26 protein-coding genes are annotated in these 25,592 nt (G+C 55.5%); 16 read left to right on the top strand and 10 right to left on the bottom strand.

All coding sequences use genetic code 11. The annotated features are described in order from the left end of the window. Nucleotides 1-13 precede the first annotated feature (13 nt). From E3E37_RS01665 to hjc, 3 genes are all read right to left on the bottom strand, one after another. Nucleotides 14-1,051, bottom strand: a complete 1,038-nt coding sequence (locus E3E37_RS01665) for a lysyl aminopeptidase (RefSeq protein WP_167714517.1) — start codon at nt 1,049-1,051, stop codon at nt 14-16. Between the two features lie 73 nt (nt 1,052-1,124). Beyond that, on the bottom strand, nt 1,125-2,651 hold the full coding sequence (locus E3E37_RS01670; RefSeq protein ID WP_167714518.1) for a hypothetical protein: 1,527 nt from the start codon (nt 2,649-2,651) through the stop codon (nt 1,125-1,127). Beyond that, the gene (gene hjc, locus E3E37_RS01675; RefSeq protein WP_088864325.1) at nt 2,641-3,042 is read right to left on the bottom strand and encodes a Holliday junction resolvase Hjc; all 402 of its coding nucleotides are present in this window, start codon (nt 3,040-3,042) and stop codon (nt 2,641-2,643) included. Before hjc ends, E3E37_RS01670 begins: the two co-directional genes overlap by 11 nt. 71 nt (nt 3,043-3,113) lie before the next feature. Here hjc and E3E37_RS01680 point away from each other — a divergent pair, with 71 nt between their 5' ends. The 3 genes from E3E37_RS01680 (at nt 3,114) to E3E37_RS01690 (ending at nt 5,215) form a co-directional block, all read left to right on the top strand. Next, nucleotides 3,114-3,638, top strand: coding sequence for a gamma carbonic anhydrase family protein (locus E3E37_RS01680; RefSeq protein WP_167715252.1), 525 nt, complete (start codon nt 3,114-3,116; stop codon nt 3,636-3,638). A 5-nt stretch (nt 3,639-3,643) separates the two neighbouring features. Then, nucleotides 3,644-4,438, top strand: coding sequence for a polyprenyl diphosphate synthase (gene uppS, locus E3E37_RS01685; protein ID WP_088864327.1), 795 nt, complete (start codon nt 3,644-3,646; stop codon nt 4,436-4,438). Nucleotides 4,439-4,537: 99 nt separating this feature from the next. Next, entirely contained in the window at nt 4,538-5,215 is a 678-nt protein-coding gene (locus E3E37_RS01690; RefSeq protein ID WP_167714519.1) for a TBP-interacting protein, read from the top strand. Between the two features lie 54 nt (nt 5,216-5,269). Here the strand turns inward: E3E37_RS01690 and E3E37_RS01695 are convergent, their stop codons facing one another. After that, entirely contained in the window at nt 5,270-7,150 is a 1,881-nt protein-coding gene (locus E3E37_RS01695; protein WP_167714520.1) for a threonine--tRNA ligase, read from the bottom strand. A 121-nt stretch (nt 7,151-7,271) separates the two neighbouring features. Between E3E37_RS01695 and E3E37_RS01700 the strand changes: the two genes are divergently transcribed. From E3E37_RS01700 to E3E37_RS01720, 5 genes are all read left to right on the top strand, one after another. After that, nucleotides 7,272-7,859 carry an exosome complex RNA-binding protein Csl4 gene (locus tag E3E37_RS01700; protein WP_088864330.1) on the top strand — a complete coding sequence of 196 codons (588 nt, stop codon included), beginning with the start codon at nt 7,272-7,274 and terminating at the stop codon, nt 7,857-7,859. Nucleotides 7,860-7,861: 2 nt separating this feature from the next. Next, nucleotides 7,862-8,494, top strand: coding sequence for a DUF2067 family protein (locus E3E37_RS01705; protein WP_167714521.1), 633 nt, complete (start codon nt 7,862-7,864; stop codon nt 8,492-8,494). After that, nucleotides 8,484-8,771, top strand: a complete 288-nt coding sequence (locus tag E3E37_RS01710) for a DNA-directed RNA polymerase subunit L (protein ID WP_088864332.1) — start codon at nt 8,484-8,486, stop codon at nt 8,769-8,771. Before E3E37_RS01705 ends, E3E37_RS01710 begins: the two co-directional genes overlap by 11 nt. A 97-nt stretch (nt 8,772-8,868) precedes the next feature. Further along, nucleotides 8,869-10,185 carry a hypothetical protein gene (locus E3E37_RS01715; RefSeq protein WP_167714522.1) on the top strand — a complete coding sequence of 439 codons (1,317 nt, stop codon included), beginning with the start codon at nt 8,869-8,871 and terminating at the stop codon, nt 10,183-10,185. Further along, nucleotides 10,182-10,568, top strand: a complete 387-nt coding sequence (locus E3E37_RS01720) for a ribonuclease III family protein (protein ID WP_167714523.1) — start codon at nt 10,182-10,184, stop codon at nt 10,566-10,568. The genes E3E37_RS01715 and E3E37_RS01720 overlap by 4 nt, the downstream gene beginning before the upstream one ends. Here E3E37_RS01720 and E3E37_RS01725 read toward each other — a convergent pair. Then, nucleotides 10,563-11,369, bottom strand: coding sequence for a sugar phosphate isomerase/epimerase (locus E3E37_RS01725; RefSeq protein WP_088864335.1), 807 nt, complete (start codon nt 11,367-11,369; stop codon nt 10,563-10,565). The two genes, E3E37_RS01720 and E3E37_RS01725, sit on opposite strands and share 6 nt — an antisense overlap. A gap of 95 nt (nt 11,370-11,464) precedes the next feature. Here E3E37_RS01725 and sppA point away from each other — a divergent pair, with 95 nt between their 5' ends. The 3 genes from sppA to E3E37_RS01740 are packed head-to-tail and all read left to right on the top strand — an operon-like array spanning nt 11,465 to nt 13,942. Then, nucleotides 11,465-12,469 (top strand): signal peptide peptidase SppA, encoded by a 1,005-nt coding sequence (gene sppA / locus E3E37_RS01730; protein ID WP_167714524.1) that lies wholly within the window; start codon nt 11,465-11,467, stop codon nt 12,467-12,469. 5 nt (nt 12,470-12,474) lie between these two features. Continuing rightward, entirely contained in the window at nt 12,475-12,957 is a 483-nt protein-coding gene (locus tag E3E37_RS01735) for a PH1570 family protein (RefSeq protein WP_167714525.1), read from the top strand. Beyond that, nucleotides 12,947-13,942, top strand: a complete 996-nt coding sequence (locus E3E37_RS01740) for an AI-2E family transporter (RefSeq protein ID WP_167714526.1) — start codon at nt 12,947-12,949, stop codon at nt 13,940-13,942. The genes E3E37_RS01735 and E3E37_RS01740 overlap by 11 nt, the downstream gene beginning before the upstream one ends. Here E3E37_RS01740 and folP read toward each other — a convergent pair. Further along, nucleotides 13,920-14,738, bottom strand: a complete 819-nt coding sequence (folP, locus tag E3E37_RS01745) for a dihydropteroate synthase (RefSeq protein ID WP_167714527.1) — start codon at nt 14,736-14,738, stop codon at nt 13,920-13,922. The two genes, E3E37_RS01740 and folP, sit on opposite strands and share 23 nt — an antisense overlap. Nucleotides 14,739-14,809: 71 nt before the next feature. On the opposite strand from folP, the gene E3E37_RS01750 reads away from it, so the two are divergent. The 4 genes from E3E37_RS01750 to E3E37_RS01765 all read left to right on the top strand — a co-directional run bounded on the left by E3E37_RS01750 (nt 14,810) and on the right by E3E37_RS01765 (nt 18,599). Next, nucleotides 14,810-15,778 (top strand): beta-ribofuranosylaminobenzene 5'-phosphate synthase family protein, encoded by a 969-nt coding sequence (locus E3E37_RS01750; RefSeq protein ID WP_167715254.1) that lies wholly within the window; start codon nt 14,810-14,812, stop codon nt 15,776-15,778. A gap of 1 nt (nt 15,779) precedes the next feature. Beyond that, the gene (locus E3E37_RS01755; RefSeq protein WP_167715256.1) at nt 15,780-16,571 is read left to right on the top strand and encodes an N-glycosylase/DNA lyase; all 792 of its coding nucleotides are present in this window, start codon (nt 15,780-15,782) and stop codon (nt 16,569-16,571) included. Between the two features lie 235 nt (nt 16,572-16,806). Beyond that, the gene (locus tag E3E37_RS01760) at nt 16,807-17,676 is read left to right on the top strand and encodes an ABC transporter permease subunit (protein ID WP_167714528.1); all 870 of its coding nucleotides are present in this window, start codon (nt 16,807-16,809) and stop codon (nt 17,674-17,676) included. Nucleotides 17,677-17,681: 5 nt separating this feature from the next. Further along, a complete protein-coding gene (locus E3E37_RS01765) occupies nt 17,682-18,599 on the top strand; it encodes an ABC transporter ATP-binding protein (protein WP_167715258.1) in 918 nt (305 codons plus the stop codon). A 3-nt stretch (nt 18,600-18,602) separates the two neighbouring features. On the opposite strand, the gene E3E37_RS01770 is transcribed toward E3E37_RS01765, so the two are convergent. After that, nucleotides 18,603-19,868 (bottom strand): UbiD family decarboxylase, encoded by a 1,266-nt coding sequence (locus tag E3E37_RS01770; RefSeq protein ID WP_167714529.1) that lies wholly within the window; start codon nt 19,866-19,868, stop codon nt 18,603-18,605. A gap of 73 nt (nt 19,869-19,941) precedes the next feature. Here E3E37_RS01770 and E3E37_RS01775 point away from each other — a divergent pair, with 73 nt between their 5' ends. Then, entirely contained in the window at nt 19,942-21,336 is a 1,395-nt protein-coding gene (locus E3E37_RS01775) for a DEAD/DEAH box helicase (protein WP_167715260.1), read from the top strand. On the opposite strand, the gene truA is transcribed toward E3E37_RS01775, so the two are convergent. From truA to E3E37_RS01790, 3 genes are all read right to left on the bottom strand, one after another. Next, the gene (gene truA, locus E3E37_RS01780; RefSeq protein ID WP_167714530.1) at nt 21,283-22,086 is read right to left on the bottom strand and encodes a tRNA pseudouridine(38-40) synthase TruA; all 804 of its coding nucleotides are present in this window, start codon (nt 22,084-22,086) and stop codon (nt 21,283-21,285) included. The genes E3E37_RS01775 and truA overlap by 54 nt on opposite strands. A 243-nt stretch (nt 22,087-22,329) precedes the next feature. Next, nucleotides 22,330-24,036, bottom strand: a complete 1,707-nt coding sequence (gene pheT, locus E3E37_RS01785; RefSeq protein ID WP_167714531.1) for a phenylalanine--tRNA ligase subunit beta — start codon at nt 24,034-24,036, stop codon at nt 22,330-22,332. Between the two features lie 9 nt (nt 24,037-24,045). Further along, entirely contained in the window at nt 24,046-25,551 is a 1,506-nt protein-coding gene (locus E3E37_RS01790; protein WP_088864347.1) for a phenylalanine--tRNA ligase subunit alpha, read from the bottom strand. Nucleotides 25,552-25,592 lie beyond the last annotated feature (41 nt).

The raw sequence follows: 25,592 nt of genomic DNA on the forward strand, positions 1-25,592 counted from the left end.
GAGAAAAAGTCGCTCACGGGGTGAGATCCATCTCGCGAAGCTCCTCGAGGAAGTGCTTGGCGAACTCGATGGTCCTGTCAATGTCCCTGATGTCGGCGGTCTCGACCTGGCTGTGCATGTAGCGTATCGGTATGCTGAGGACGGCCGTTGCAACGCCCTCGCGGTTTATCTGCATTATGTTGGCGTCCGTGCCGGTCGGCCTCGGGCTGGCCTCGACCTGGAGCTCTATACCGTACTTCTTGGCAACGTCGTCGGCGAAGGCGCGAACCTTGGGGTTGATGTTCGGCCCGACGTCCATGACCGGCCCGCCGCCAAGCTTCGGAACGATTTTGCCCTTGTCGCCGACCTGCTTGGCGAAGGTGACGTCCATCGCTATGCCTATCTCCGGGTCGATGGCGTAGCTCGCGACGCGAGCACCCCTCAGCCCGACCTCCTCCTGAACGCTCGCGACGAAGTAGATATCAGCTTCGTGGTTCTCGACCGCTTTAGCCGCCTCTATCATCGCGTAGAGGCAGACCCTGTCGTCGAGGTAAGGAGTAGCTATCCTGTTCTCGGTGAGCTGGACGAAGGCAGGGGCGAACTCTCCAACCGTGCCAACGCGGAAGCCGAGCTCCTCGGCCTCCTCCTGGCTGTCGGCGCCGACGTCAACAACTATGGTGTCCCAGTCGGCGGCCTTCTTCCTGTCCTCTGGCTTCTGGAGGTGGGGAGGTATGTGGCCGACCACTCCAAAGCGCTCGCCCTTCTCGGTGAAGAAGCGAATCCTCTGTGCCACGAGGGTTCTCGGGTCGACGCCGCCAACGGGGACGACGTGGAGATAGCCCTCCTTGTCTATGTGGTTGACCATGACACCTATCTTGTCCATGTGAGCCGCTATCATTATCCTCGGCCCGCTTCCCCTCTTGTGCGCTATGACGTTGCCCAGCTTGTCCACTTTAATCTCGTCCACGTGGTCTTTAAGCTCCTCGATAACGACGTCCCTTATTCCAAGGAACTCGTAGCCGGAAACGCCCGGTGCTTCCACAATTTTCCTTAGCAGTTCAATGTCCACCATGGCTTTCGCCTCCTTTAGATTTCCGTCTGAATGTATCCGGCCGTGTTAATAAGGTTTACGAAAGAAAAGGGGGTCATCCGAGGATGACCTGCAGGTAGGCCTCCTCCTCGGGTTCCAGGTGCTCTATCTCCCACACAACGGTTCCGTCCCCGATTTTAGCCTTACCCTTAGTGGCCCTGACCTCTATCGCGTTGACGCCCTTCTCGAACCTGAAGTTGTCGATTCCCCTCAGCCTGGGTGCCTTTACCTTGACGAAGTAGTACCTGTCGAGCATCTCCTCCTGCACTATCGGCCTGAAGAACGCGGCATACGATGTTCCGGCCAGGAGCACGCCCGCAACCAGGAGTATGGCCGCCAGCGGCCCGTAGTTCCTCGGTGGCTTTGCGGGGATGGTCGTGGTGGTCGTTGGAGGTGCAGTGGTGGTCGTCGGCGTTGGAGTTGGGGTGATCGGTTGCGTTACCTTCACGCTGGCCTCATCGCCTATGTACCTGCTGCTCTCTGCCCGGAGCATTATCGTCCCGTAGCCGGTCTTTTTGAGGTCCACTTTTGCAAGCCCGGAGGCGTTGGTGATTGAGTAGTCCTTGCCGAGGGGCCCAGAGGCGGTGACCGTTATGTTGGGAACGGGGTTTCCGGCTGAATCTACAACCCTCACAAGGAGAGTTTCGTTCTCCTGAGAAGCGCTTATGAACAGCTTCCTAACCTCGACGAAGGTCGTCACTATCCTTCCATCGAGGTTCAAGACGACTTCGTAGGTTCCGGGCTTGTCCACAAGGTACGAGACGGTTCCTCCGTCGTCGGTTTTGAAGGGTATCCCGTTTATCTTCACGTCTATGTCCGGAACTCCCTGGCCGTTTTCATCGTAAACGTGAACGTATACGGCCCCGTCCTTGAAGTATGCATCGTATCTCAGGTTCCTCTGGTACACCCTGAACGTTGCCGTTTTGCTCTTGAAGCGTCCGCTGAAGTTTGCCCAGAAGTACACGGAGTAATCGCCGACCTTGGGCCGTGTGAGCTTCACGTCCTTTATCCAGCTCTCGCCCGGTCGTAGGTATATCGTGGTAACGAACGTTTCCAGAACACTGCCATCGCGGGTGAGCGTATAGCCAAGCCGGCCTATTATGACGCCGTTCGCCTGGGAGGTCATCTTCAGTCTCACGGTGACGTTGCTACCGTAGGTGTACTCCTCGTTAACGTCAATGCTGAGTGCGTAGTCCACAAATGTCCTTACCCTGACCGTTACCTGTGCCTCGGAGTAGCTGGAGCCGACCCTTGCCACGAGGGTCAGGTTGTACCTTCCGGGGTCCAGGTTGAGGATTTTGATGGAAATCGTGTCCTGAATCGTTTCGTTCGGCCCGATGGGATCTCTTATGACCTTGCTCCCGTAGAGAAAACCCTCGGCTGGGCCGGTAACGTACACAGTGACGTTCGACACAATTTGATTCCCCAGGTTTCTGAGCTGGAACGGGATTATTATCGTGTCTCCAGGAACACCCGTGAAGTCATCGTTGAGCGGGACTATTACGAGCGGTGATTGGGCGCTCACGTGCGGAAGAAGAACCGGAATCAGGAGGATTATCAGCGCTATGCCCTTAGCCTTCACCCTTTATCACCCCTTCGAGGGACGTCTGCCTTCCGATAACCTCGTCAAAGGTGAGGTACTTCTTTGTCTGCAGACCCACCTTATAGTTTTTGCCACTTTTTTCCAAGTTTTCAGGGAGGAAGAAGCGCCAGCCGTTGTTCACAAACTTGACCGCTATGACAGGTCTTGCGCCAAACTTTTCGGCGAAGGAGACGAGCTTCTCGTAATCCTCACTGGTGAAGTAGAGTCTCTCGCCCCTAGTGCTCTTCACCTCTATGCAGAGGTGGAGCCTTCCGTTGCCGGCCACTATGTCGACCTTCTTGCTCCCGGCGGAGCGCACCACTGCAAAGCCCGCCCTTTCGAGCATCCTTATAAGCTCCCTTTCCGCGCTGGCACCCCTTCTGTACTTCATTGCACTCCCTCATCCTATATTGCCCGGTTAGGTTTATAAGCTATGTCGAGGAGTTAAGGCCGGTGATGGACATGGCGATTTATGAGTTGGCCGGAAAGAAGCCTAAAATTCACGAGACTGCTTTCATTGATGAGACCGCCTCGGTCATAGGCGATGTGGTTCTTGAGGCGAAGACGAGCGTCTGGCCGTCTGCCGTTCTCAGGGGGGACATAGAGCAGATCTACGTGGGCGAGGGGTCAAACGTCCAAGACAACGTCAGCATACACACCTCCCACGGACAGCCCACGATAATCGGCAAGTACGTTACCATCGGCCACAACGCCGTCGTTCATGGTGCGGAAATAGGCGATTACACCATCATCGGGATGGGGGCAATAATTCTGGATGGTGCCAAGATAGGCAGGCACGTCGTCATAGGGGCCGGTGCACTCGTCCCGCCAGGCAAGGAGATTCCCGACTACAGTCTGGTCGTCGGCGTTCCGGGTAAGGTCGTCAGGCAGCTCAGCGAGGAAGAGATAGAGTGGACCAAGAAGAACGCCGAGATATACATAGAGCTCGCCGAGATGCACCTCAGCGGCAGGAAAAAGATTGAGTGATGGTCATGATTTCCCGTCTCCTTTCCCACGTTCCCCACATTTTATTCAAGCCCGTTTACGACATCTACGAGGGCTACCTTCTGGATAAAGTTAAAGGAGGCCGCATCCCGAGGCATGTCGCCATAATAATGGACGGGAACAGGAGATGGGCGAGGAAACTGGAGAAACCACCTTGGTACGGGCACCTCTTCGGCTCACAGAAGCTTGAGGAGATACTCGAATGGTGCCGCGAGCTCGGCATAAGGACGCTGACGGTTTACGCGTTCTCCACCGAGAACTTCAAGAGAACCCCCGAGGAGGTAAACGCCCTCATGAACCTCTTCGAGGAAAAGTTCAGGGAACTTTTGGAAGACGAGAGAGTTCACAAGTACGGTATCCGGGTGAACGTCCTCGGGCGGAAGGAGTTGCTGCCGGAAAACGTCAGAAAAGCCGCCGAAGAGGCCGAAAAGGCCACCAGAAAGTACAGCAACTACACCCTCAACATAGCCCTCGCCTACGGCGGGAGGAGCGAGATAGCCGACGCCGTGAGGGACATAGTCCGGGACGCCCTGGCCGGGAAGATTAAGCCGGAGGACGTTGATGAGGAGCTCATAAAGGATTACCTTTACTACCCCAACATGCCCGACCCGGACATAGTCATAAGAACCGGCGGCGAGGAGAGGATAAGCAACTTCCTTCTGTATCAGATTGCTTACAGCGAGCTCTTCTTCGTTGACGTCTACTTCCCCGAGTTCAGGAAGATAGACTTCCTCAGGATTATCCGCGAGTACCAGAAGAGGCAGAGGCGCTTTGGAAGGTAGCTTTCAAGCATCGGGGCAGCCCCTACCGAAACGACCCTTTTTAAAATTTTCCGCTAAAGCTTATTAACGTTGGGCGCGATTTCCTCACGGTGGTGATTAATGGCCTACGGTGAGCTTAGCCCGAGGATCAAGAAGGTCTATGCCCAGGTGAGATATCTGGATGACTATCACTGGGAGATAAACGGTGGAAGGATAATCGGGCTTCACAAGAAAAGCAACGTCAGGGTCACTATAGACGTTGCCGACAACAGGGAGCACGCCGAAAGGATGGCCGAGGAGGGAACAGGTGAGGGAATAAGGATAATCGCCATACCCGACAAGAGCGTGTTCTTCGTCCACAACGGCGCCTTCATACTGACCTACCGCTACCTGAAGGCGACCCTCGCGGACATAAACGACCACATAGTCTGGAGCGGCTTTAAGGTCGTCGAGGACGGCGGCAACCTCATCCAGGAGGACTTCTACGAGTACCTTGGAGGGGCCTTCATCAACCACATCAAGAACAACATGCTCGCGGGCCAGGACTACATCTTCTGGCAGTTCTACAAGTGCGAGAGCTGCGGCAAGTACGTTGACGTCGAGAGCCTTGAACGGCACCTCAAGGGGCACGGTATAAAGCACCACGAGAAGAGCGAGGAGCGCTACGAGGTCTTTGAGATAAACTTCAGGGACGGTAAAATCTACGACAAGTATGGCAAGGAGGTCAAGCTCGACCAGTTCAGCGAAGAGGCGAGGGACTTCATCAACGAGATAACCTCGGGTATGAAGGGGGCTTAGACAGGCTTTTCATAACTTTTCTCAGCTGTGTAATTGAAAAGAGGGAGAAGAAAATCAGCCCCTGAACTTGGGCCTTCTGCTGAGGAGCAGCGGCAGGGGCCTCGGCCTGTAGGGGAAGCCTTCCGTCTTCTGCCTTATCTCTCTGATGAGGTCCTCCAGCTGCATCTCGACCTGCCTTCCGTCGCTCCTCCTCCTGACAGTCACCGTACCCTGCTCCTTCTCGTTCTTGCCGACAACGATTATGTATGGAACCCATTCCTTCTCGGCCTTTCTTATCTTCTTGTTGAGCCTGTCGGAGGTGTCGTCCACGTCGACCCTAATCTTGGCCCCCTCAAGCTTCCCTGCCACGTAGAGCGCGTAGTCGAGGACCTCGTCACTGACAGGAATAACCCTTACCTGTATCGGGCTGAGCCAGAGCGGGAAGGAAGGTTTAACTCCCCTGGCCTGGAGTTTGGCCTGCTTCTCAAGGATGGCGTACATAACGCGCTCTATGGCTCCGCTCGGCGAGCAGTGGAGTATGAGCGGGTAGCGCTCCTTGCCCTCCTCATCGTAGTATGTTATGCCGAAGCGCTCCGCGTTCTCAACGTCAATCTGAACGGTGCTCAGGGCTGCAGCCTTGTCGAGGTTGTCCACGAAGTTGAACTCGAACTTGAGTATGAAGTAGAAGAACCTCTGCTTCCACATCTCTATCAGGACGGGCTTGCCGATTATCCTTGCCAGCTCGACGATGAAGTCCCTGTTCTCCTTCCAGAAGTCCTCGGTGAACCTTATGGCAACCTCGTAGTCGTCCGGCGTGAGGCCAACTCCCCTGAGAACCTCCATGCTGAGCTTGTACTGCTTCTTGAACTCGTCCATCGCCTGTTTGAGGTCCCTCGCAACGGTGTGCATATCGGGCATCGTGAAGGCCCTGAGCCTTCTCAGGCCCGAAAGCTCTCCGCTCTTCTCCCTCCTGAAGGAGTATCTCGTCAGCTCGTACATCCTGAGCGGGAGGTTGCGATAGCTTATCGTGGCGTCCTTCTTTATGAGGAACTGGCCGAAACAGGCAGCGAAGCGGAGGAAGAACTTCTTGTCGCCGCTCTTGACGACGTACTGTCTAGCGGGGAAGCGGTTGAGGTACTTCTCAAGTGCCGGGTGCTCGAAGTCGTACATTATCGGAGTCTCGACCTCCATCGCGCCGTACTCTATGACCTTCTCGGTGACGTACTGTTCAAGCAGACCCTTTATCAGGCGTCCCTTCGGGTAGTAGCGGAGGTTTCCGGGATCGCTTCCAGGTTCGTAGTCCACCAGCTCCTGCTCGAGCATTATCCTGACGTGGGGCGGCTCCCTATCAGCCACCCTGCTCTTGCTTATCTCGTAGTTGGCGAACTTCCGGAGGTTTTCATGGCCGGTGAAGTCGAACTTGTCCACCTCTACCAGCTCGCCCTCGGGCGTCAGGATGTACCAGTAGCTCTTCAGCTCCTCCTCCTTCTCAAGGGCTATGTTGCGCTCCTCCTTGCTGACCGCCTCGCCGCTCGGGACTATCGTCCTGCTGAGTTCAGCGAGCGGGTGACCCTTACAGGAAAGCCTGAAGGCCTTGTAGTAGCCGAAGGGTGCCCTCTTAACCTCAAAGCCCTCCTCCCTCAGCCTCTCTTCAATCCTCTGGAGAACCTTCAGCGCCACGTCCGGCTTGGCCAGCTCGCTGCTGAGGTGCGCGAAGGGATAGACGAATATCCTGTTGGCCTTAACCTGTGATGCCACGTCTTTTATCTCGGCAATGGCCTTTTCGACGACTTCCTCGGGGTTGGATTCGTCAGCCTTTTCAACGCTCATGAAAACGGCCAGAACCTCCTCAAGCCTGCCCTTCTTCTGCTCCTCGCTTATCGGCTCGGGGCTCTTAAGGGCCTTGTCTTTTACCTCGTATTCCAAATAGTCGCTGTGTATCAGAAGCATTCTCATCCCTAACCACCACCATAGGCTCAATTGGAATTACTAAAACTTTTCCCCCGGCCTTTATAAATTCTCCCCAGATGGCAAAGACTTAAAAAATCCTGGCTGGAACTTTCATGGAGGTGGGAGAATGGATGAAAAGAGAGGCGTGAAAAACGGTGATCTGGTTCTTCCCGGGGACTACCTTGGCGTCATTGAGGAGTACTTTCCCGGCGAGGGTGTTAAGGAGGAGAACGGTGAGCTTTATGCAATAAGGGCTGGGAAGGTAAGGATAGACCCGGACAGGATGGAAATCAGCGTTGAACCCGTGACTGATACTCCGCCTCTGCCGCAGGTTGGTGACGTTGTTATAGCCAAGGTTATAGAGGTAAAGCCCCAGGCCGCGATAGTCCAGCTCATCAAAATCGAGGGAAGGAACGACAGGGAGATAGCGACGTCCAAACTCGCGGGAATCCATATCTCCCAGGTCAGGGAGGGTTACGTGGATGGTATGAGCAGCGAGTTCAAGATAGGCGACATCGTCAGGGCGAGGGTTATAGCGAACGAAAAGAGCCCCATCCAGCTCTCGACCAAGGGGCATGATTTGGGTGTTATATACGCCCTCTGCTCCCGTTGCAGGGCGCCGCTCGTGAGGCGCGGCGACAAGCTCATCTGCCCGCGCTGCGGTCACGTCGAGACGAGGAAGCTCTCCTCCCTCTACAGAAAGCTGAAGGTGTGAGCATGGCCAGGGCGAAGAAGGTAATAACGATTCACGTCCGGGACGACAGGGAAAAGGAAGAGTTCCTCAGGGAGCTTCAGAGGCTCCGCCTCCCTGCGTTCATCTACGTCCACGGTAAGCTCAACGACCTTAAGATAAACGTCCAAGGAACCAAGGAGGACATCAGGGAGGCCATCCGCAGGATACGGGAGATACACAACCGTGTCAGGGCCAAGCTGTATCCGGACAGGCGCGGCCTCTACCGCTACACGATAGACGACCTACTCCGTGAATCCGGAGCGAGCGTCTCCACCCCGATACTCGTGAAGACCCTTGAACTCCTGGGTGAAACCGTTGAAGTGAGGGAGGGCGAGCTGATAACGTCCATGCCCTGGGAGGAAATGGTCTCTCTAACCGGAACCTTGGGTGAGTACCTTTCGGACGTCTCCCTTCAGACCACCAGGCAGATAAGGGAGGTCATCCTTCCGGCGGCGGTTCTCAAGGGGCTTGACCCCATGGAGGTCATTGACCTGCTCGTTGAACTCGGCCTCGCGGAGTGGAAGGAGGATAAGTTTAAATACGAACTGGTGAAGAACAAGGAGCAGGCGCTGGAGATACTGCTCAAGCACTTAGAGGGTGAGGAAAATGAGGATTGAAGTCATCAAGCGTGAGGAAAACGTCCTTGAGTTCTACCTTGAGGGGGAGGATCACACCTTCGCCAACCTGCTCAACGAGGTGCTCCACGAGAACAAGCACGTCACCTTCGCGGGCTACACCATAGAGCACCCGGTTCTCATGGCCCGGAAGCCGAAGTTCAGAATCGTCACCGACGGCAAAGTGACGCCAGAGAAGGCCCTTGAAGAGGCCGCTCAAAAGATATTCGACAGGGCAAGGGCCGTTCTTGATGCTTGGAAGGAAGCCATAGGCGAGTGAGTTCCCTTCTTCCCTTTCCGTTTCTCGGTCCAAAACCCTTAAATGCCGGACTCTTCTAACTCTAAGTTGAAATCAATGCCCCGCCGGGGTGGAATAATTGGAGCGTTCGGGTTACGTGCTGGGGGTCATAATTCTGGCCGGCCTATCAATAAGGCTAGCACTTGCACCGTATTCGGCTGGCAGCGACCTCGCCCAGTTCTACGGTTTCGCTGGGACAATGCTCGAAAAGAAGGCGTGCTTCTACTCCTACGCGGATGCCATCGGCTTCTGGGACAAGGGCTGGCCGTACCCCTGGCCCTACGTCTACGGTCCGGTCATGGCTTACATCCTTGCCCTCCTTAGGTACGCTGTGAATGGCTCCGTCAGGGCTTTCTGGAGCGGTGGAAGCTACCACGTTTACGTTGACCCAACCTGGGCGTTTTCGGTCAAGCTGGTTTTCCTACTCGCAGACACCCTCGTGGCGGTTCTTCTGTACCTCCTCCTGCGGGAGAGAAGCCAGAAGCTCGCAATCCTCGGTGTTGCCCTCTACTACCTCAATCCAATCACGATACACGTTTCCGCCGTTTACGGCATGTTCGATGGGCTTGCACTCGCTTTCTTCCTCCTCGGCCTGTACCTCTCGCGCAGGACTCGCGTTTCCTACGCCCTCTACGGATTTTCCCTGGCGGTTAAACAGACGCTCGTATTCCCGGCAGTTCTCTCGCTGTGGGATGCCGTGCTGAGGGGAAGAAAGGCCGCCCCGCGTATTGCATTCTTTCTGCTCGGCGGCCTTCTTCCCTTTCTGCCCATGATACTCCTCTGTCCGTCGAGCCTGGGGGCGCTACCCGGTTTGATGAAGGGACTGAACGTCTCATACACCCTCCCGCTCTCCTACAGCATGAACGGGGTTTCGAGCCTCGCGACTTACATTCACCTGACAAAAGGAAGCGATACCCTCCCGGTTCTCCAGCACTGGTACGTTCCATCCCTTCTGCTCCTCGCCCTGGTTTTCATAAGACACTCTTTCAACAGAAACCCCGCCATCTCAGCCGCCCTCGCCTACGCCGTCTTCGTCTCAACCTACTGGCGCGTCAATCCGCAGTACCTCGTTCCCCTGGTGGCGTTCATGATACTGCTGGCCGCACTTGAGGATGGTGTGATTACGATCCTCTCGCTGTTTACCGCGGTGTACGCGGGAATCTGGCCGGTAATGCAGCCCTCCTCATTCTGGTTTCATGTTCATATGGAGAACCCAAACTGGACGCTCGTTCACATCGTTGACTCGCTGACGTTCAGGGTTTTCACCGATGGGCCGTACGTTGCCTACAGCATCGGACTCACCCTCCTTCTCTACGCGGTGATACTCACCGCCACGATTCCGTACCTCAAAAACCTTAAATCCTGGCTGGCGGAGAGGGTTCGGGTGAGAGCTTGAGGTACGAGAGAAACTTCACGGACAAAGGGCTTTCAAAGTTCGGGGATTCACTTATCAACTTCGTATTCTCACTCGCTTTGAGTGAGTACCTGGGGAAGCCCACAGGGGAGAGGGTTCCCAACGCGTCGCTGAGTATAGCGCTCGAACTTTCCGGGCTGAGACACCTTGTCCCGCCGAGAACCGACAAGCACGGCAGGGGCGACATAGCGGAGGCGATTTTCGCCTACGCCTGGCTGGAGGGCAGGATAACCGTTGAGGAAGCCGTCGAGATTTTGAAGGAGAACTTCACAGGGGACGTTACACACTTCTCAAGGAGAAAAGAGGCAATAGGAAGGGCCTTCGCTGAAGTCTTCAAAGTGATAGGGGAGAGGCTGGGACTATAGGCTGGTCAGCAACTCTATTAACCCCTGCTTTGTAGGGACCTTTGCGAACTTCTCTGGGTCTTTGACCTTGAGCAGGAGCGGTACCTCGCCGAAGAGCTTGAGCACCTTTCCAAAGGGTATGCTGCCCTCCCCGGGGAGAAGGTGAAGGTCGCCGACGCCGTAGGCGAGGGCATCCTCGGGTTCGACCTGCGGGAAGAGCTTGCCGAAGTTGTCGTGTATCATCAGGATTACCGTCTTGTCGGTTCCGAGCTTGACGTCCTCCAGCAACTTGTCCGCGTCGCCCTGGGCGCTGAGAAAGGCGTGGGCCACGTCGAGGGCGAAACCAACGTTTTCCCTGTCCACGTTATCAACCACGTAGAGCGTGTCCTTGACACTGAAGGTGTTCTCAAGGGCTATCTTTATGCCAAATGGCCCGACCATATCGGCGAGCTGCTGTATGGCCTCTATCTCAAGGTCAAGCCTTCCGGTTCTACCGCTCTGCATGACGATTACCTTGGCACCGAGCTTTATCGCCACGTCCGCCATGGCCCTCGCGACGCGGAAGTGTCTCGTGTAGTAGATGTGGTCCCGCAGATTAACGGAAGTGGGCATCCTGACCAGGTAGTCAATGCCCACACCGCGGAGGGTCGTTTCTATGTTTTTGAGCTTCTTTTCAATGACGACGCCGTTCATTATCAGCCCCAGGGTGTGGGGGAATATCGAGACGAAGTCGTAGTTCTTTATCTTGACGTCGGCCAGAACCGAGGCGAGGGTCTTGTCCTTGGTGACGAAGTGCGGGTAAATCGTTACGCCTATCTCCATGCTATCACCTAAGGAGAGAGTTGAGCGCTGGATATAAAAGCTTACCGAGGGACAGGGTTTAAAAGTTTGGGCTGGAGATATAAGTGGGTGAGCGAATGAGGGAAAACATCTGGAAGTACATTGCTGCGGTTCTGGTACTCCTTCTCGCGGCCTCTAGTGTGGCGGTTCTTCTGCTATACATGCAGAACTCGGAACTGAAGGGTTATCATCCATCCAACGTCACGACCACCGTTCTGGTTCAGGGCCCCAACGTTACATGCAACACCACAGCGTACATGCTCCAGATAGACGAACTTCAGCGGCAGGTTGACTTCCTGAAGGCCCAGCTCCGGGAACAGAACATGCCGGAGGGCAACGCAACGATAGCGGTGGTGCCAATCTTCGGCCTCATAGACGACTACACTGCCCTCAGCGTGATTCCAACACTGAGGGAAATCGCCAAGAATGACTCCATTGCGGGCGTTGTTCTGTGGATAGAGAGCCCCGGCGGCTACGTTGGGCCCGTCAGGGAGATATACTCCACCGTCCGGAAGCTCAACCTGGTTAAGCCCGTGGTTGCATACACGGGTGGCATAGCGGCCTCAGGAGGGTACTACATAGCCGTCGGTGCGGAGGAGATAATAGCCGACCCTCTAGCGGAGGTTGGGAGTATCGGCGTTATCTACGTCCACTACAACCTCCAGCAGAACTACGAAACGAACGGGATAAAGGTCGAGGTCTTCAAGACCGGCCCGTACAAGGACATGGGCGCCGAATGGCGCGGTCTAACGGACGAAGAAAAGGCCATGATAACGGAGATAGTTGATACGTACTTCCAGGGATTCCTTCAGGCTGTGAGCAGCGGCCGGAATATGGGCCTCAACGAGACGAGGGAATACGCCACGGGCAGGACGTGGTTCGCCATGAACGTTACGGGGAGTCTGGTGGACGAGACCGGCGACCTGGACTACGCGGTCAGCGTGCTTGAGGACATGCTCAACGTTTCCAATCCGAGGATAGTCATTTACAAGGGTTCAACCCCCTCGGACTTTGGAATATTCGGCAGCACGGCCCTCCTTCTGGATCCGAGATACGTTAGCGCGTACATAAAAACGGGGTGAGGGGCATGCTCTGCGAGGAGAAGCTTGAGGTGTTTGAGAACGGCTTTGAGGACGGAAAGTTCAAGCTCAGGGTTGAGTTCTATGGAAGCGATGCCAGGAGGCTTCTCCTTGCCATCATCAGGGAGCTGTACCTGCCGGACTACGGCGAGGACTACGTCTACCCATTCGAGTGCGCCAAGGAGTTCTGGGGAATCTACATGGACGCCTCGGAGATAACCGCCAGCGATTTCAGGCCGAACCCGGTTAAGTTCATCAACCGGAGCGTTCTTGACAGGCTGGAAAAGGTCCTGGAGGAGACGGGCGCGCCCAAAGAGGTCAGGGAGGGCATAGACTTTGAGAAGGCAGAAATCCACAGGCTCAAGAAAGGTTTATTAGCCCTTGGGAAGAACTTCATCCTTGACGAGGGTACCAAAACCCTCATAGTCTTCAGCAAGCCGAGCGCAAGGGAGCTGGTACTGAGATACCTGGGGATGCTGGATGGAGCTTGAAGCTGGGATTTGGATAGCGGTTTCGCTCATAGTTCTTTACCTCGTATGGGAGACGGTTAGTCCGATCCTTTCTCCGATAATCCTCGCGGTGACGCTGGCGTACATACTCTACCCCCTGCACGAGAGGCTGGCAAAGAAAACCGGCAACAGGGTCTCGGCATTCACCATGACGGCCATGCTAACTGTCATCACCTTCCTCTTCATAATCGGCTTCGCCCTCTGGATAAACGACGTAAAAAGCTCGCTCGCGCACTACATCAACGCCTTCTTTGAGTGGCTCCTCACCTGGAATCTCCCCTCCGCTGTCTACGAACTCCTTCAGAAGCTCGCAGAGGATATACCAAAGCGCTTTGAGGAGTACGTTCTCGGCTACACGTACTCCCTTCCCAAGCTCTCCCTTCAGGCCATAGTCATGGTCTTCGCATTCTACGGCATGCTCATAAACGCCAGGGCCATCAGGAGGGAGGTATATTCTCTCCTGCCGCCCGAGAACAGGGAGCTCGCGATAAAGCTTCTTGAAAGGGCAGGTGAGACGCTCCACAACCTCCTCCGCGGCTGGCTGGCTATCAGCATCCTCAAGGGCGTCTTCACCGCCGGTGGGTTCATCCTCTTCGAACTCGCCAAACCCGGAGGAGCCATAGCCGCGGGAATATTCACGGTTATCTTCGAGCTCCTTCCGGTTTTTGGGGGCTGGGTTGTCTGGCTTGCCGGGGCGATCTACATGCTCAACAGCGGTAACGTTGTCGGTGCCGTAGTGTTCGCCCTCTACGGAATCGTCTTCATATCACCTCTACCAGACATACTCCTGAGGCCCAGACTCGGAACCAGGGAAAGGGGCGTCAACGCTCTCATCTCGCTCGTTGGAATCTTTGGCGGCTACCTGGCCTTCGGCTTCGTGGGGATAATAATCGGTCCGGTGGCACTCTCATTGCTGGCGACGCTCGTCGAAGAATGGAAGGAAGTCAAGGTGAAAAGCGCCGGATGAAGGCGGCAACTTTAACCGCGTCGAGGGTCTCCTTGACGTCGTGAGTTCTGACGATATGTGCCCCCTTGAGGACTGCTACGGCGGTTGCCGATAGGCTTCCCGGGAGCCTCTCAGCCGGGTCTTTTCTGCCCGTTATCGCTCCGATGAAGGACTTTCTCGACACTCCAACGAGAATCGGCCTTCCGAAGATTTTGAGGGCCTCCAGGTTGGCTATTACCTTTGAGTCCCACTCGTACCACGGCGGCCACTCCGGGCGGAGGAAGCCTATCGCGGGGTCTATGGCGATATCCTCAATTCCGTGCTTCTCAGCTATGACGAGGCTCTCCTGCAGGAAGTCCATGACCGTGTGAACCGGGTCGCTGAGGTTTCTGACCTCCCCGTGGGCACAGAGAATTGCTGGAGCCCCGTACTCTTTCGCCACCTCTGCCATTCCAGGGTCGCCCTTGAACCCGGTGACGTCGTTTATGATGTCCGCCCCGGCTTTGAGAGCCTCCTCTGCGACCCTCGCGCTCGTCGTATCTATGCTTATCGGGACATCAACGTGGTCGCGTATGGCTTTAATCGCCCAAACTGCCCTTCTAATCTCCTCCTCTATCGGTATCTGAGTTTCAAGATATGGCGCCGTGGACTTTGCCCCGATGTCAATGAAGGAAGCACCCTCTTCAACCATCTTCACCGCGGTTTCGATAAGCCTTTCCTCGTCGTTTCTGACGCTCCCCTTGTAGAAACTCTCCGGTGAAACGTTGATGACGCCCATTATCCTTGGTTCGTCCAGCTTAACCCCCGCGAACTTCATGGTTTCACCTCCATGATAGAATGGCCGCTGGATATAAAAGGGCTTTCACCATTCCAGATCTGGTGATGTTCATGATAATCCGCACTCCGAGGAGACTACACCTCGGCCTCATAGACCCGTCGGCCACATTGGGGAGGCGCTTTGGGAGCCTTGGCGTCGCCCTCGAAGGCGGCTACGAGATCAAGCTCATCGAGAGCGATGGTCTGGAGATAATCGCCGAGGGGGAGGACCGGGACACTGTGGAGGCGGTGGTAAGGAGGATGAACTCCGCCTACGAGACGGGGGTTAACTACATCGTTGAGGTCAGGAGGGCTATCCCAAGACACGTCGGCCTTGGCTCCACGACCCAGCTGAGCCTGGCGGTCGCTGCTGGAATAGCGAAGCTCAGAAATCTGAAAGTTTCGATTGAAGAGCTTGCAAGGGTTCTCGGCAGGGGAAGGAACGGCGGGGCCGGGGTGTATTCCTTTGCCTACGGCGGGTTTGTCATAGACGGCGGCGTCAGGAACGGCCTTCCCCCCCTCATATTCCGGGAGAACTTTCCGGAGGAGTGGGCCTTTCTGCTGGTCATTCCCGAACTCAAGCCGGGTCTCGACGAGGAGGAGGAAAAGCCCGTGATGGCGAGCGTTACCGGAAGGGCAGATGTGGCGATGGAGATAAGCCACAGGATCCTCCTTGGCCTCCTGCCCGCTTTGAAGGAGAGGGACGTAAAAACCTTCGGCGAACACCTCTCCGCGATACAGCGGCTCGTGGGAAAGCACTTCGAACCGTACCAGGGCGGGGAGTTCAGGGAGGACGTTAAGCTGGTACTCGACTTTCTGGCGGAGAAAACCTACGGCCACGGCCAGAGCTCCTGGGGGCCAACGGTTTACGGGCTGATACTTCGGAGTGACTTCGGGAGGCTCAGCGCCGAGGCCCGGGACTACCTCAGGGAGCACGGGATAAAGGCGAAGGTCGAGCTCGGCCTTCCGAACAACACCGGCGCGGAGATAATCGGGGAGAGCGCGTTCCTCGAAAGGTTGATAAGGTCCGTGGGTGGTTAACGTGACCCTCGACAGGTTCATCAGGGTGAGGTACAGGGCCGACGAGGAAAAGGTGGAGGCCCTCAGGGAGATTCTAAGCGAACTTGGCCTCGACTGCGCCAGAACCATCGAGGAGCGGGTTGACCTCCAGTTCGATGCGCTGAGAAACCTCCACGGGAACCTGAAAAACGATGAGCTCTTCATCAAGCTCGTCATTGCGAACTCCATCGTCAGCTACCAGCTGAGCGCGAAGGGAGAGGCATGGTGGTGGGAGTTCTCCCGTTATTTCTCCGAGAAGCCACCGGGGGGGAGTGTATTCAGGGCCTATTCCGCCTTCCTGCCAAATTCAAAGACGAACAGAAGGCTAACAGCGGGAAAGCTCAGGCGGCTGGAGAGGCTTGAGCCCTTCCTTGATTCCCTCTCCCTGGAAGACCTTAGGGACTACTATTTCAACGGGATGGAACTCCTGCGCGACGAGCTCGCGAAAACGCTTGGCTCAAGGAAAAGTGCCAAAACGGTGGTCTTTGCTGTCAAGATGTTCGGCTACGCCGGCAGAATTGTTTTTGAGGAGTTCGTGCCCTATCCAATGGGCATCGAGATACCCGACGACGTGAGGATAAACGCCTACACGAAGCGCTTCACGAATGAGCCCCCGGTGAGCTTCTGGAGGAGAATCGCGGAGGAAACCGGTATTCCACCGCTGCACATCGATTCAATACTCTGGCCGGTTCTGGGGGGACATGATGAGGTTCTCACGCGGCTGAAAAAGTACTGCACGAAATGGAAAGAGGTTCTAAGACTCGCGAACCTCTAAATTTCCGCCGGTTCAGCCCAAAGGCTTAAATACTCCGACGCCAATAATACCTCGAAGTTCGATGCATCGGGATGAAGGGTATGCTTGGGGACCTTATAACTCGAAATAGGATCCCAACTGGCAACCCGATATGGACTTCATGGCTTCAACTCGACAGGCAAAATTTTTATACTCCTCGGGTTAGTTGTAATCGAGTGAGGGAATTCACTCCGACATCACAATAGGGGGTATTGGTATGCTTTGGGGATTTCAGCTTGAGTTTAAACAGAGCCTTCGAACTAAGAAACTGTGGGTAATACTCGGTGTGATGATGCTCCTCTACGTGCCGAGCCTTTACTTGCAGAAGTCCAGCGGCATGGACATCGAGACAGTCCAGCAGGCGATCTCCATCCTCATCAGCAACATCAACGGGCTCGGCGGATTTTTCATTGCAATCCTTGCCCTTCTGATGGGTGCCACGGCAATAAACAGCGAGATAGAGAAGGGAACGCTCCGCGTTGCCATGAGCAAGCCGATAACGAGGTTGAGCTATATCGGCGGCAAGTTCCTCGCTCACACGGTGGTCGTGTTAATGGCACTCCTCCTCACGACCCTCGTGGGAATAGCGGGGCTTGTCTGGCTGGGCGCCCCCCTCGGCGGCCAGCTCGTCACGGATTCGCTCCTCCTCAACGCCCTCCTGCTCCTCGCCATGGTGCAGCTGATAGCCCTCGGCTACATAATCTCCACCACCGTGAAGTCCTCCAGCACGGCGCTCGGAGTGGCCCTCGTGGTGATGTTCGTCTTCTTTATGATAATGCCGGCCATAGTCCAGTTCATGGCGGCTAAGGACACGATAATAAGCGAGCACCCCGACTGGGAGGCCTATCGGGAAAAGAGCAAGGAATATCAGACCAAGTATCTCTTCTATGTCCCGACAACCCAGATAGACGTCATCGTGAGCGACGCCACCAAAGTTACCGGTGGTGTGAACAATCCGCAGGTGGAGTACATTGGAATCGGTGGTGCGATACGGGAGAATCTCACTAACCTCGGGATACTCGTGGGTCTCACCTTCCTCTACCTGGCCCTCGCCTTTCACCGCTTCCTCCGCATGGACCTGAGGTGATGTCAATGATAAGGATTGAAAATCTCATCAAGGTTTACAAGGACGTTCGCGCCCTCGATGGGCTTAACCTTGAGGTGAAGCCGGGTCAAGTTTACGGTTTCCTCGGCCCCAACGGTGCCGGAAAGAGCACGACAATACTCAGCACGCTGGGCCTCATATTCCCCCAGGAGGGGAAGATTCAGCTCTTTGACTTCGAGGTTTTTGCCGACGGAAGATTCGACGAGAACCAGCTCGTTGAGGCAAAGAAGAGAATAGGCTACATGCCCGAACACGCCACCCTCTGGGATTTTCTCACCCCTGTCCAGACCCTTGACATCATCGCCGACGCCTTTGGAGTCCCAAAGGCAGAGCGGGAGAAACGGATAAGGGAACTCCTTGAACTGGTCAACCTTTGGGATGAGAGAAACAGGAAGGTCGGCAAGTTCTCGAAGGGCATGCGGCAGAGGCTCCTTTTAGCTCAGGCGCTCATCAACGACCCGGAGCTTCTTATCCTCGACGAGCCGATGACGGGTCTTGACCCTACCGGCATAGCCGAGTTCAAAGACATCATCAGGGAGCAGAAGAGGGCTGGAAAAACTGTGTTCTTCTCCAGTCATATACTGGCGCACGTGGAGGAGGTCTGCGACACGGTTGGGGTAATAGTGAAGGGCAGGCTCCGCGTCGAGGACAGTCTGGAGAACATCAAGCGGGAGTTCCTGAGGAAGGCCGGCTACACAATTCTCATAGAAACCAACGTTCCCGTGGACTGGAGCTCGTCTGAGTGGAGGGTTACACCGCTGGGCGAGAGAAAATACCGGATAGTGGCTGAAGAAGATGTCAGGGAGCAGGTTCACGACTTTGTGGCGAATCGGGGCGCAAAAATACTCACCATGCAGGTGAAAGAACCAAGCCTCGAAGAAATATTCCTCAAAATGGTGGAGTGAGGGCTAGAGGCTGGCCCTCTCGAACTCCTCCTTCCTGTCAAGTGGCTTGGTGGCATCGATGCCCCACTTCGCGGTGAGGCTCTTCTCCGCGGAGGGATCGAGGGAGCTTCCCCTCGCGTTTGGGACTATCACAAGGTCCCTGTCCGCCTGGAAGCGCGTCGCTATCGCCCACTCCACCTCTCTGTCGTCGTATATGTTAACGTCTTCATCGACAACTACCACGTGCTTCAGGCTCGGGTGGCCGGCGAAAGCGGCTAAAATTGCGTTCTTCCCGTCGCCGTCGTGCTGTTTGGTTATGCTGACAACGGCGTGAAGCCACATCGCCCCGCCCTCCGTGAGCCTTACCCCGTGAACCTTGGGGACGACCCTCTTGACGCTGGCGTAAATCTGTGGCTCCTTCGGCAGGCCCATCAGCATGTAGTGCTCGTAGCCACCGGGAAGGAGGGCGTGGAAGACCGGTTCATCGACGTGGTACATCTTCTCGAAGACCACCAGCGGCTGCTTCCTGACGTAGTCGTACGTGCCGGTTATGTCCACGAAAGGGCCTTCATCGACCAGCTCGGGGGTTATCCTCGCCTCGAAGACGAACTCGCTCTCGACCGGAACAGGGATTCCACCGAGTTCGACGACATCGATGGGCCTTCCAAAGGCGAGCTCGCTCAGCTTTGACGCTATCTCAAGCTCGCTGACGCCGTAGGCTACGCTCGTGGCTCCTGCAAGGAGGAGATGAACCGGGTTCCCGACGACTATCCTCACCTCAAGCTCCTCTCCGTGCTCCGCTTTGTCCCTCCACATCGCGTAGAGGTGCCTGGGAACGAGCCTGATTGCGGCGGTTTTCTCGTCCCTGACCATCATCCTGTGGAAGGACATATTGGTGAAGCCGTTCTCGTCCCTCGCTATGACCATCGCAGAGGTAAAGTACTGGCCGCCATCCTTCGGGTAGTACTTCGGGATGGGTAATTCCCCGAGCGAGAAGTCAGCGGTTGAATTTGCCATGAATGGCGCGTCCTCAGCGTTCCTGTATGGTGCGGGGTTTTCCATGGCATCGGCTATGAAATGGATGAGCTTTTCCTTCTCGATTCCCAGGTAGCCTGCTATCCTTTCCCGCGTGCTCCATATGTTGCCCGCAACGGTCCAGCCGTCCACGTCCCCGAAGAGAACCGGCCTGTCGCGGTATTTCAGCAGATACTTGGTTATCCCGAGTTCTTTGCTCACGGGCTCTTCCACGATGACTGTATCCTCAAAACGTTCGATGATTTCCCTCAGCATTCTACCACCTTAGATGGGTGTTCCAAAAGGTCTATAAAGCCTTTTTCCAAACTCCCGATGATTGGCCATGCCTATGGTAGTCCTTCGCATCCCGGACGGTTCGGCATTGGTGAAAATCGAGAAGGCTGACCCCCAGATTTACTTCAAGATATACGAGCTTCTGAGCTACAAAAAGGACTTCGGGAAATGGGAGAAGCCGGAGAGCCTCTACGACCCCTACGAGAGAACTTTCCCAGTGGGGGTTCTTCCGCGGGTTAAGAAGTTCCTCAACTGCAAGGGTTATCGTGTGAGGATTAAGGACGAGCGGCAGGTCAGGGGGATAAAGCTCAACTCCACATGGAACGAGAGCTATGTCATGCGCAGGTACCAGGAAAGGGCGATAAAAAAGGCCCTCAGAGAGAAGATGGGCGTTCTCTCCCTGCCGGTAGGGAGCGGTAAAACCGTTGTGGGTCTTAGGATAATCCACGAACTCGACCTCTCGGCGTTGATAGTCGTCCACACAAAGGAACTCCTTTACCAGTGGGCGGACAAGGTTAGGGAGGTTCTCGGCGTCGAGCCGGGCATAGTTGGGGACAACAAGTGGGACGAGCGCGGGGTTACCGTTGCCATGATACAGACCCTTCTATCGAGGGGTGCCGAGAAGCTCCAGAACGACTATGCCATAGTGATGTTCGACGAGTGCCACAGAACGTCCGCCGCCGAGAAGTTCTATCAGCTTGGACTCAGCCTTCCCCAGGTCTATCGCTTCGGCCTCTCCGCAACTCCATGGAGGCGCGTTCGCGGTGAGGAGATAAAGATTGAGGCCGTCGTCGGTCCGACGATATTTGAGGTCAAGGCCGAGGATTTGATAAAGGAGAGGTTCCTGGCAAAGCCACGCTTTGAGATAATAACCTACGAATCGACAATGCCGTCATTCAGCGAGCGTTACAAGGAGCTGTACGAGGACATGATAATGAACAACGATGAACGGAACAGGGCCATAGTCAGGAAGGCCGTCGAGCTCGCCAAAAGGGGACACCGCGTCCTCATCGACGTAAAGCGCATAGAACACGGCAAGATTCTGAAGGAAATGCTTGAGAGGGAGGGGGTAAAGGCTGAGTTCCTCAGCTCCCAGAGCCCCAACAGGTGGGAGATACTGGAGGCTTTTAAAGAGGGCGAGATTCCTGTCCTCGTTTCCACCCTCCTGAAGGAGGGCGTTGATATACCAGAGATTTCGGCGATAATCTTGGCCGGCGGCGGGAAGAGCGACATAATGACGATTCAGACGATAGGCCGTGCACTGAGGCCGAAGAGGGGCATGAAGGCGGTTATCGTTGATGTTCAGGACGATGACCCCCTGCTCTTCACACACTTCATCGAAAGGCAGAAGGCGCTCAAGCAGTACTACGGCATGTACTACGACAGGGAGATGGCCTCAAAGCTCGATGAGAACGTCCCCAAAAAGGGCCGCTCTCGTAAGCGCTCTTGAGTAGCGCTCGAAGATATCCCTCTTCGCCTTGTTGAGGCCCCTTTCATCCCCTTTGAACTCTATTCCCTCGTAGGTTATGTTCCACAGGATTAGGCCCTCAGGCCTCGCCGGAGGCACCTTTTTTCCGTAGTTCCCAGCGAGCATCTCCTCAACTTCCCCCGGCTCCATGAGACCCAGTCCGCAGAGGCGGATTGCGTTGACTATCCTTCTCGCCATTTCCCACAGGAAACTTTTGCCCTCAAGCTCTACAACGTAGTAGCCGTGACGCCGGTTTATCTCAACCCGCGTCAGTTCTCTCACGGGGTCTTTTCCGGGTTCCAGCCTAGCAAAGGCGGAGAAATCGTGTGTCCCTGTGAATATGCGGGCACAGTCAATCATGGCTTCCTCCCTGAAACCCTCGTCTATCAGATAGTAGCGGTAGGTCTTTGATTTTGCCCAGAAGCGCGGATGGAAGTCGTCCGGAACCTCCGCAACGCCGAGAACCCAGGCATCACGGAGATGGTGGTTGAGAACCTCGGCGCGGATTAGGTGGGGCTTGGCCGAGACGTCGAAGCTCACAACGTTGAAGAACGCGGAGACGCCTCGGTCGGTTCTGGAGGCTCCCTTGAAGTTTGAGCTCTCGGCGTTCTCTATCACTCCAAGCTTTGATAGAACCTTTATCAGCTCCCCTTCGACTGTTCTAACGTCCGGCTGTCTCTGAAATCCGTAGAATGCTGTCCCGTCATACGCTATCCTCAGGGCCATTCTCATAGTTGGAGAATCTGCCGGGGGATATAAATGCCTTTTCCCGACGGAACGACGGCTTCTTTTACAAATGTAAATGCTGATTTTGAATGGGATTCAATGAACCGTTGGAAAGATTGATAAAGGGCGTCTCCTACCCTCAATTGGAGGTGAGATTATGGCTGAGATAGTTGACATGGAGATACTAACCAACGTCACGAACTTTGAAATAATGTGCACACTGCTTCAGAAGGGATTAAAAAAGGAGGATTAAAGGTAGGGTTCCCTGTAGAGCGGCCGTAGAAACAGCTCAAAGGCCGCCACAGGCATTTCTATTCCCCAGTTTTCTAGGACTGCGGGGTGGATTTCGCCGATGATGCCGATTTCTTCTCCGTTCACAGTGATTCTCCCCACCCTGCCGGGGATGAAGCTCGGGTGCTCAACCTCTTCCAGCTCGTACTCAAAGCCCAGGTGCCGCATAGCACTTTCGAGTATCTCCTTGGCCTCGGTGAAGGTTACGCGCGGGTGGGCCAGGGCAACGGCCAGCTTGCTCTCGCTCACGGTCTTTGTCTCTCTGGTCTCGTCTATCAGCGTGACCTTTCCTACCTCGAATATCTTCTGCGGGTACTCCTCGTGGGTGTTCTGGCTCAGGAAGTCGAGAAGGCTCGGAATGAGCCATCCCCTCAGGGCGGACCACTTGGGGCTTATAGGGTTCTCTATCTCAACCAGCTCCGCGGGCGGATTGTTGAAGTGGTTCCTGCCGTATTCCAGGTTCATTTTGTCATACTGGGCCTCCCTGTTGGTCAGGTTAAAGGTCATGACCTCCTGCAGGCCGAAGCCAACCATCAGCTCTCTTACCGCGTCCTCAAACTCGATAAACTTGTCTCCCCTGCCCTGAACCGCTAACTTCGGTTCCTCCGGCTCTATCTCGTTGTAGCCGTAGGCTATGAGAACATCCTCCAGAACGTCGCGAGCGTGCATTATGTCGTCGCGGAATGCCGGGTAGAGCAGTTTCACCTTCCCATCAGCCAGCTCGACATCGTACATCATACGCTCTAGGAGGTTCTTCACGTCTCCGTCGCTTAGCTCCAGCCCGGTAAGCCTTTTGATGTAGTCCAGCTCGACCTCAAAGGACTTCGGGGTCAGGTCGGGTGTCTCGATTTCGAAGTCCGGATAGACCACCTTCACGCTCTTTATCTTCCCACCGCGCTCTGCCAGCGCCGTGACAACGACGTTTAAAGCCAGCATTATCCTCTTCAAATCCCACCCGGTGACATCGACGAATACGTTTCTGGTTTCGGTCGTCACCCTTCCGGTTACCTCGGAGTTAATAATTGGCGGCATCGAGAGGACTTTTCCTTCGCTGTCCACGAGGAGCGGATAATAGGGTTTGTCCTTAATCAGATGCCCGTACTCCCTGCCTTTCTCGTGCTTTTCGAGGATTTCCTCAAGCGTAAGCTCTTCGTCAAAGCCGAGGGGGACGAACTTCTCGCTCTTCTCTGCCGCGCGGTAGTAGATCGGCGGTTTCACCTTGTCGAAGTCGAAGATGCCTATCGCAACTTCCCTCCTTCTCCTCCCGAAGGTGAGGGCGACCTTCTCCTGGAGGTTGATCATCTGCTTCAGCGCCTCCTCGTCGAGGTGCAGGCCCTCAACTATGGCGTAAACACCGTAGGGGCGGATGTCCTTCAGTTTCTCGTCAACGTAAACGGTAACGTCGCTCTTCTCGACCTCATACCTCGGCAGGCCTTTTTCAAGGCCAATGGCCCAGCGTATCTGCCTCGCTATTCCCTCGGCGCTCCACAGGTCGGGCCTGTTGGTGTCCTTTGAGTCGGCCTTGAAGTAAACCTCACCGCCCTCCTCCCAGACGTCGTCCAGCTCGCATTTCGCGTAGAGGAATAGGTCCTCCCATTCCTCGACGGTGAAGCTCTTTCCGATGAGCCTCTCCAAATCCCGCTTTGACACGTCGAACTTCGGCATGCTATCACCTCACCACACCAGCTTGGCCTCCCTGAGCCACCTCAGATCGTAGCTGAAGAGATAGCGAATGTCATCTATGCCCAGCTTGAACATTGCCAGCCTGTCTATTCCAATCCCCCACGCTATGACCGGAACGTCAACTCCCAGAGCCTTTGTCATCTCCTCGCGGAAAATTCCGGCGCCGCCGAACTCCACCCAGCCGAGCTCGGGATGATAGGCGCTCATCTGAACGCTGGGCTCGGTGAAGGGGTAGTAATCCGGCAGGAACTTGACCCTCTTCGCTCCCGCTATCTCCACCGCAAAGCGCTTGAGGATCCCGAGGAGGTGCCTGAAGTTCAGCTCCTCGCCGACGACGAAGCCGTCTATCTGGTTGAACTCTATGAGGTGCGTCCTGTCGAGGACGTCCGGACGGAAAACGCGCTGGATTGTGAAGTACTTCCCGGGAATCTCAACGCCCTTTGCCAGCTGTCTCGCGTCCAGGGCTGTTCCATGCGCTCTAGGCATCAGGAGCATCGCCCTCTCTGGCGACCAGACGTAGCCCCATCCCCTGGAGCCGGTGTCTCCCCCGTGCTCGTGGGAAGCCCTTACCCTTTCGACCAAATCTCTCCCCGGCAGGCCTCCGCTTTTCGGGTACTTGAGCTGGTACGTGTCAGTCCAGTCCCTGGCGGGGTGGTTCTGGGGCTGGAAGAGCGCATCGAAGTTCCAGAACTGCGTCTCGATGAGGCTGTCGACCGTCATCTCTATGAAACCCATCTCGATTAATCTTCTTCTCAGCTTGTCAAGAAAAGCCCTGTAGGGCTGCTTCTTTCCGGGATAGAATCTTCTGACAGGGGCTTGAATATTGAATCGCTTGAACTCGACTTCCCTCCACTTGCCGGACTTTAGCAGCTCCGGGGTGAGTGTTGAGACTTCCTCTTTAAGTTCAAGGCCCTTTCTCACCAGCTCCTCTCCCTCGGGGGTTATCTCCACGAACCTCTCGGTTGTGGTGTCTTCCTCTGCTATCTTCCTCCTCTTGAGTTCCTTGGCAGGAACCAGTTTCTCAACTTCGTTCAGAGGGACGATTCCTCTCTCGGCGAGGAGCTTAAGAGCCTTGTCGATAGGCCTCTCCCCAGCTTTCAAGCCTTTTTCGGTGATCTCAAGGACGAGCTTTCCGTTCTCCTTTCTCACCGATGCCCATCCTTCCTTCCTAAGAAGGCCCACTATCGGCTTCAGCTCATCCTCGGTGAGGACATCCCTTAGGTCGTCAAGGGTTATTCTTCCCTTCTCCCTCAGAACGGCCAGCGCCCTCCACTCGGGAAGGCCTATCTCCACGTATCTCCTTCCGGTTTCGGTCAGCTTCGCTATCCTTTCGCTCCTCTCTTCGAGCCTCGCCAGCCCCTTGCTCTGGAGTCCAAGGACGGAGCGCATGACCGCAACCTGGTCAAGGCCGGTTTTCTCCACGAGTTCCTCGAATCTGACCCGTTTAACCTCGCTGAGCCTTATGAGAGTGAGTTTTTCCTGGTAGCTTAGTTCCATAGGGCCACCTCCCTGGGTTGAGTTTGAGGAGAGTTACTTAA

This window comes from Thermococcus sp. ES12 (genome assembly GCF_012027515.1).
GTDB lineage: Archaea > Methanobacteriota_B > Thermococci > Thermococcales > Thermococcaceae > Thermococcus > Thermococcus barossii.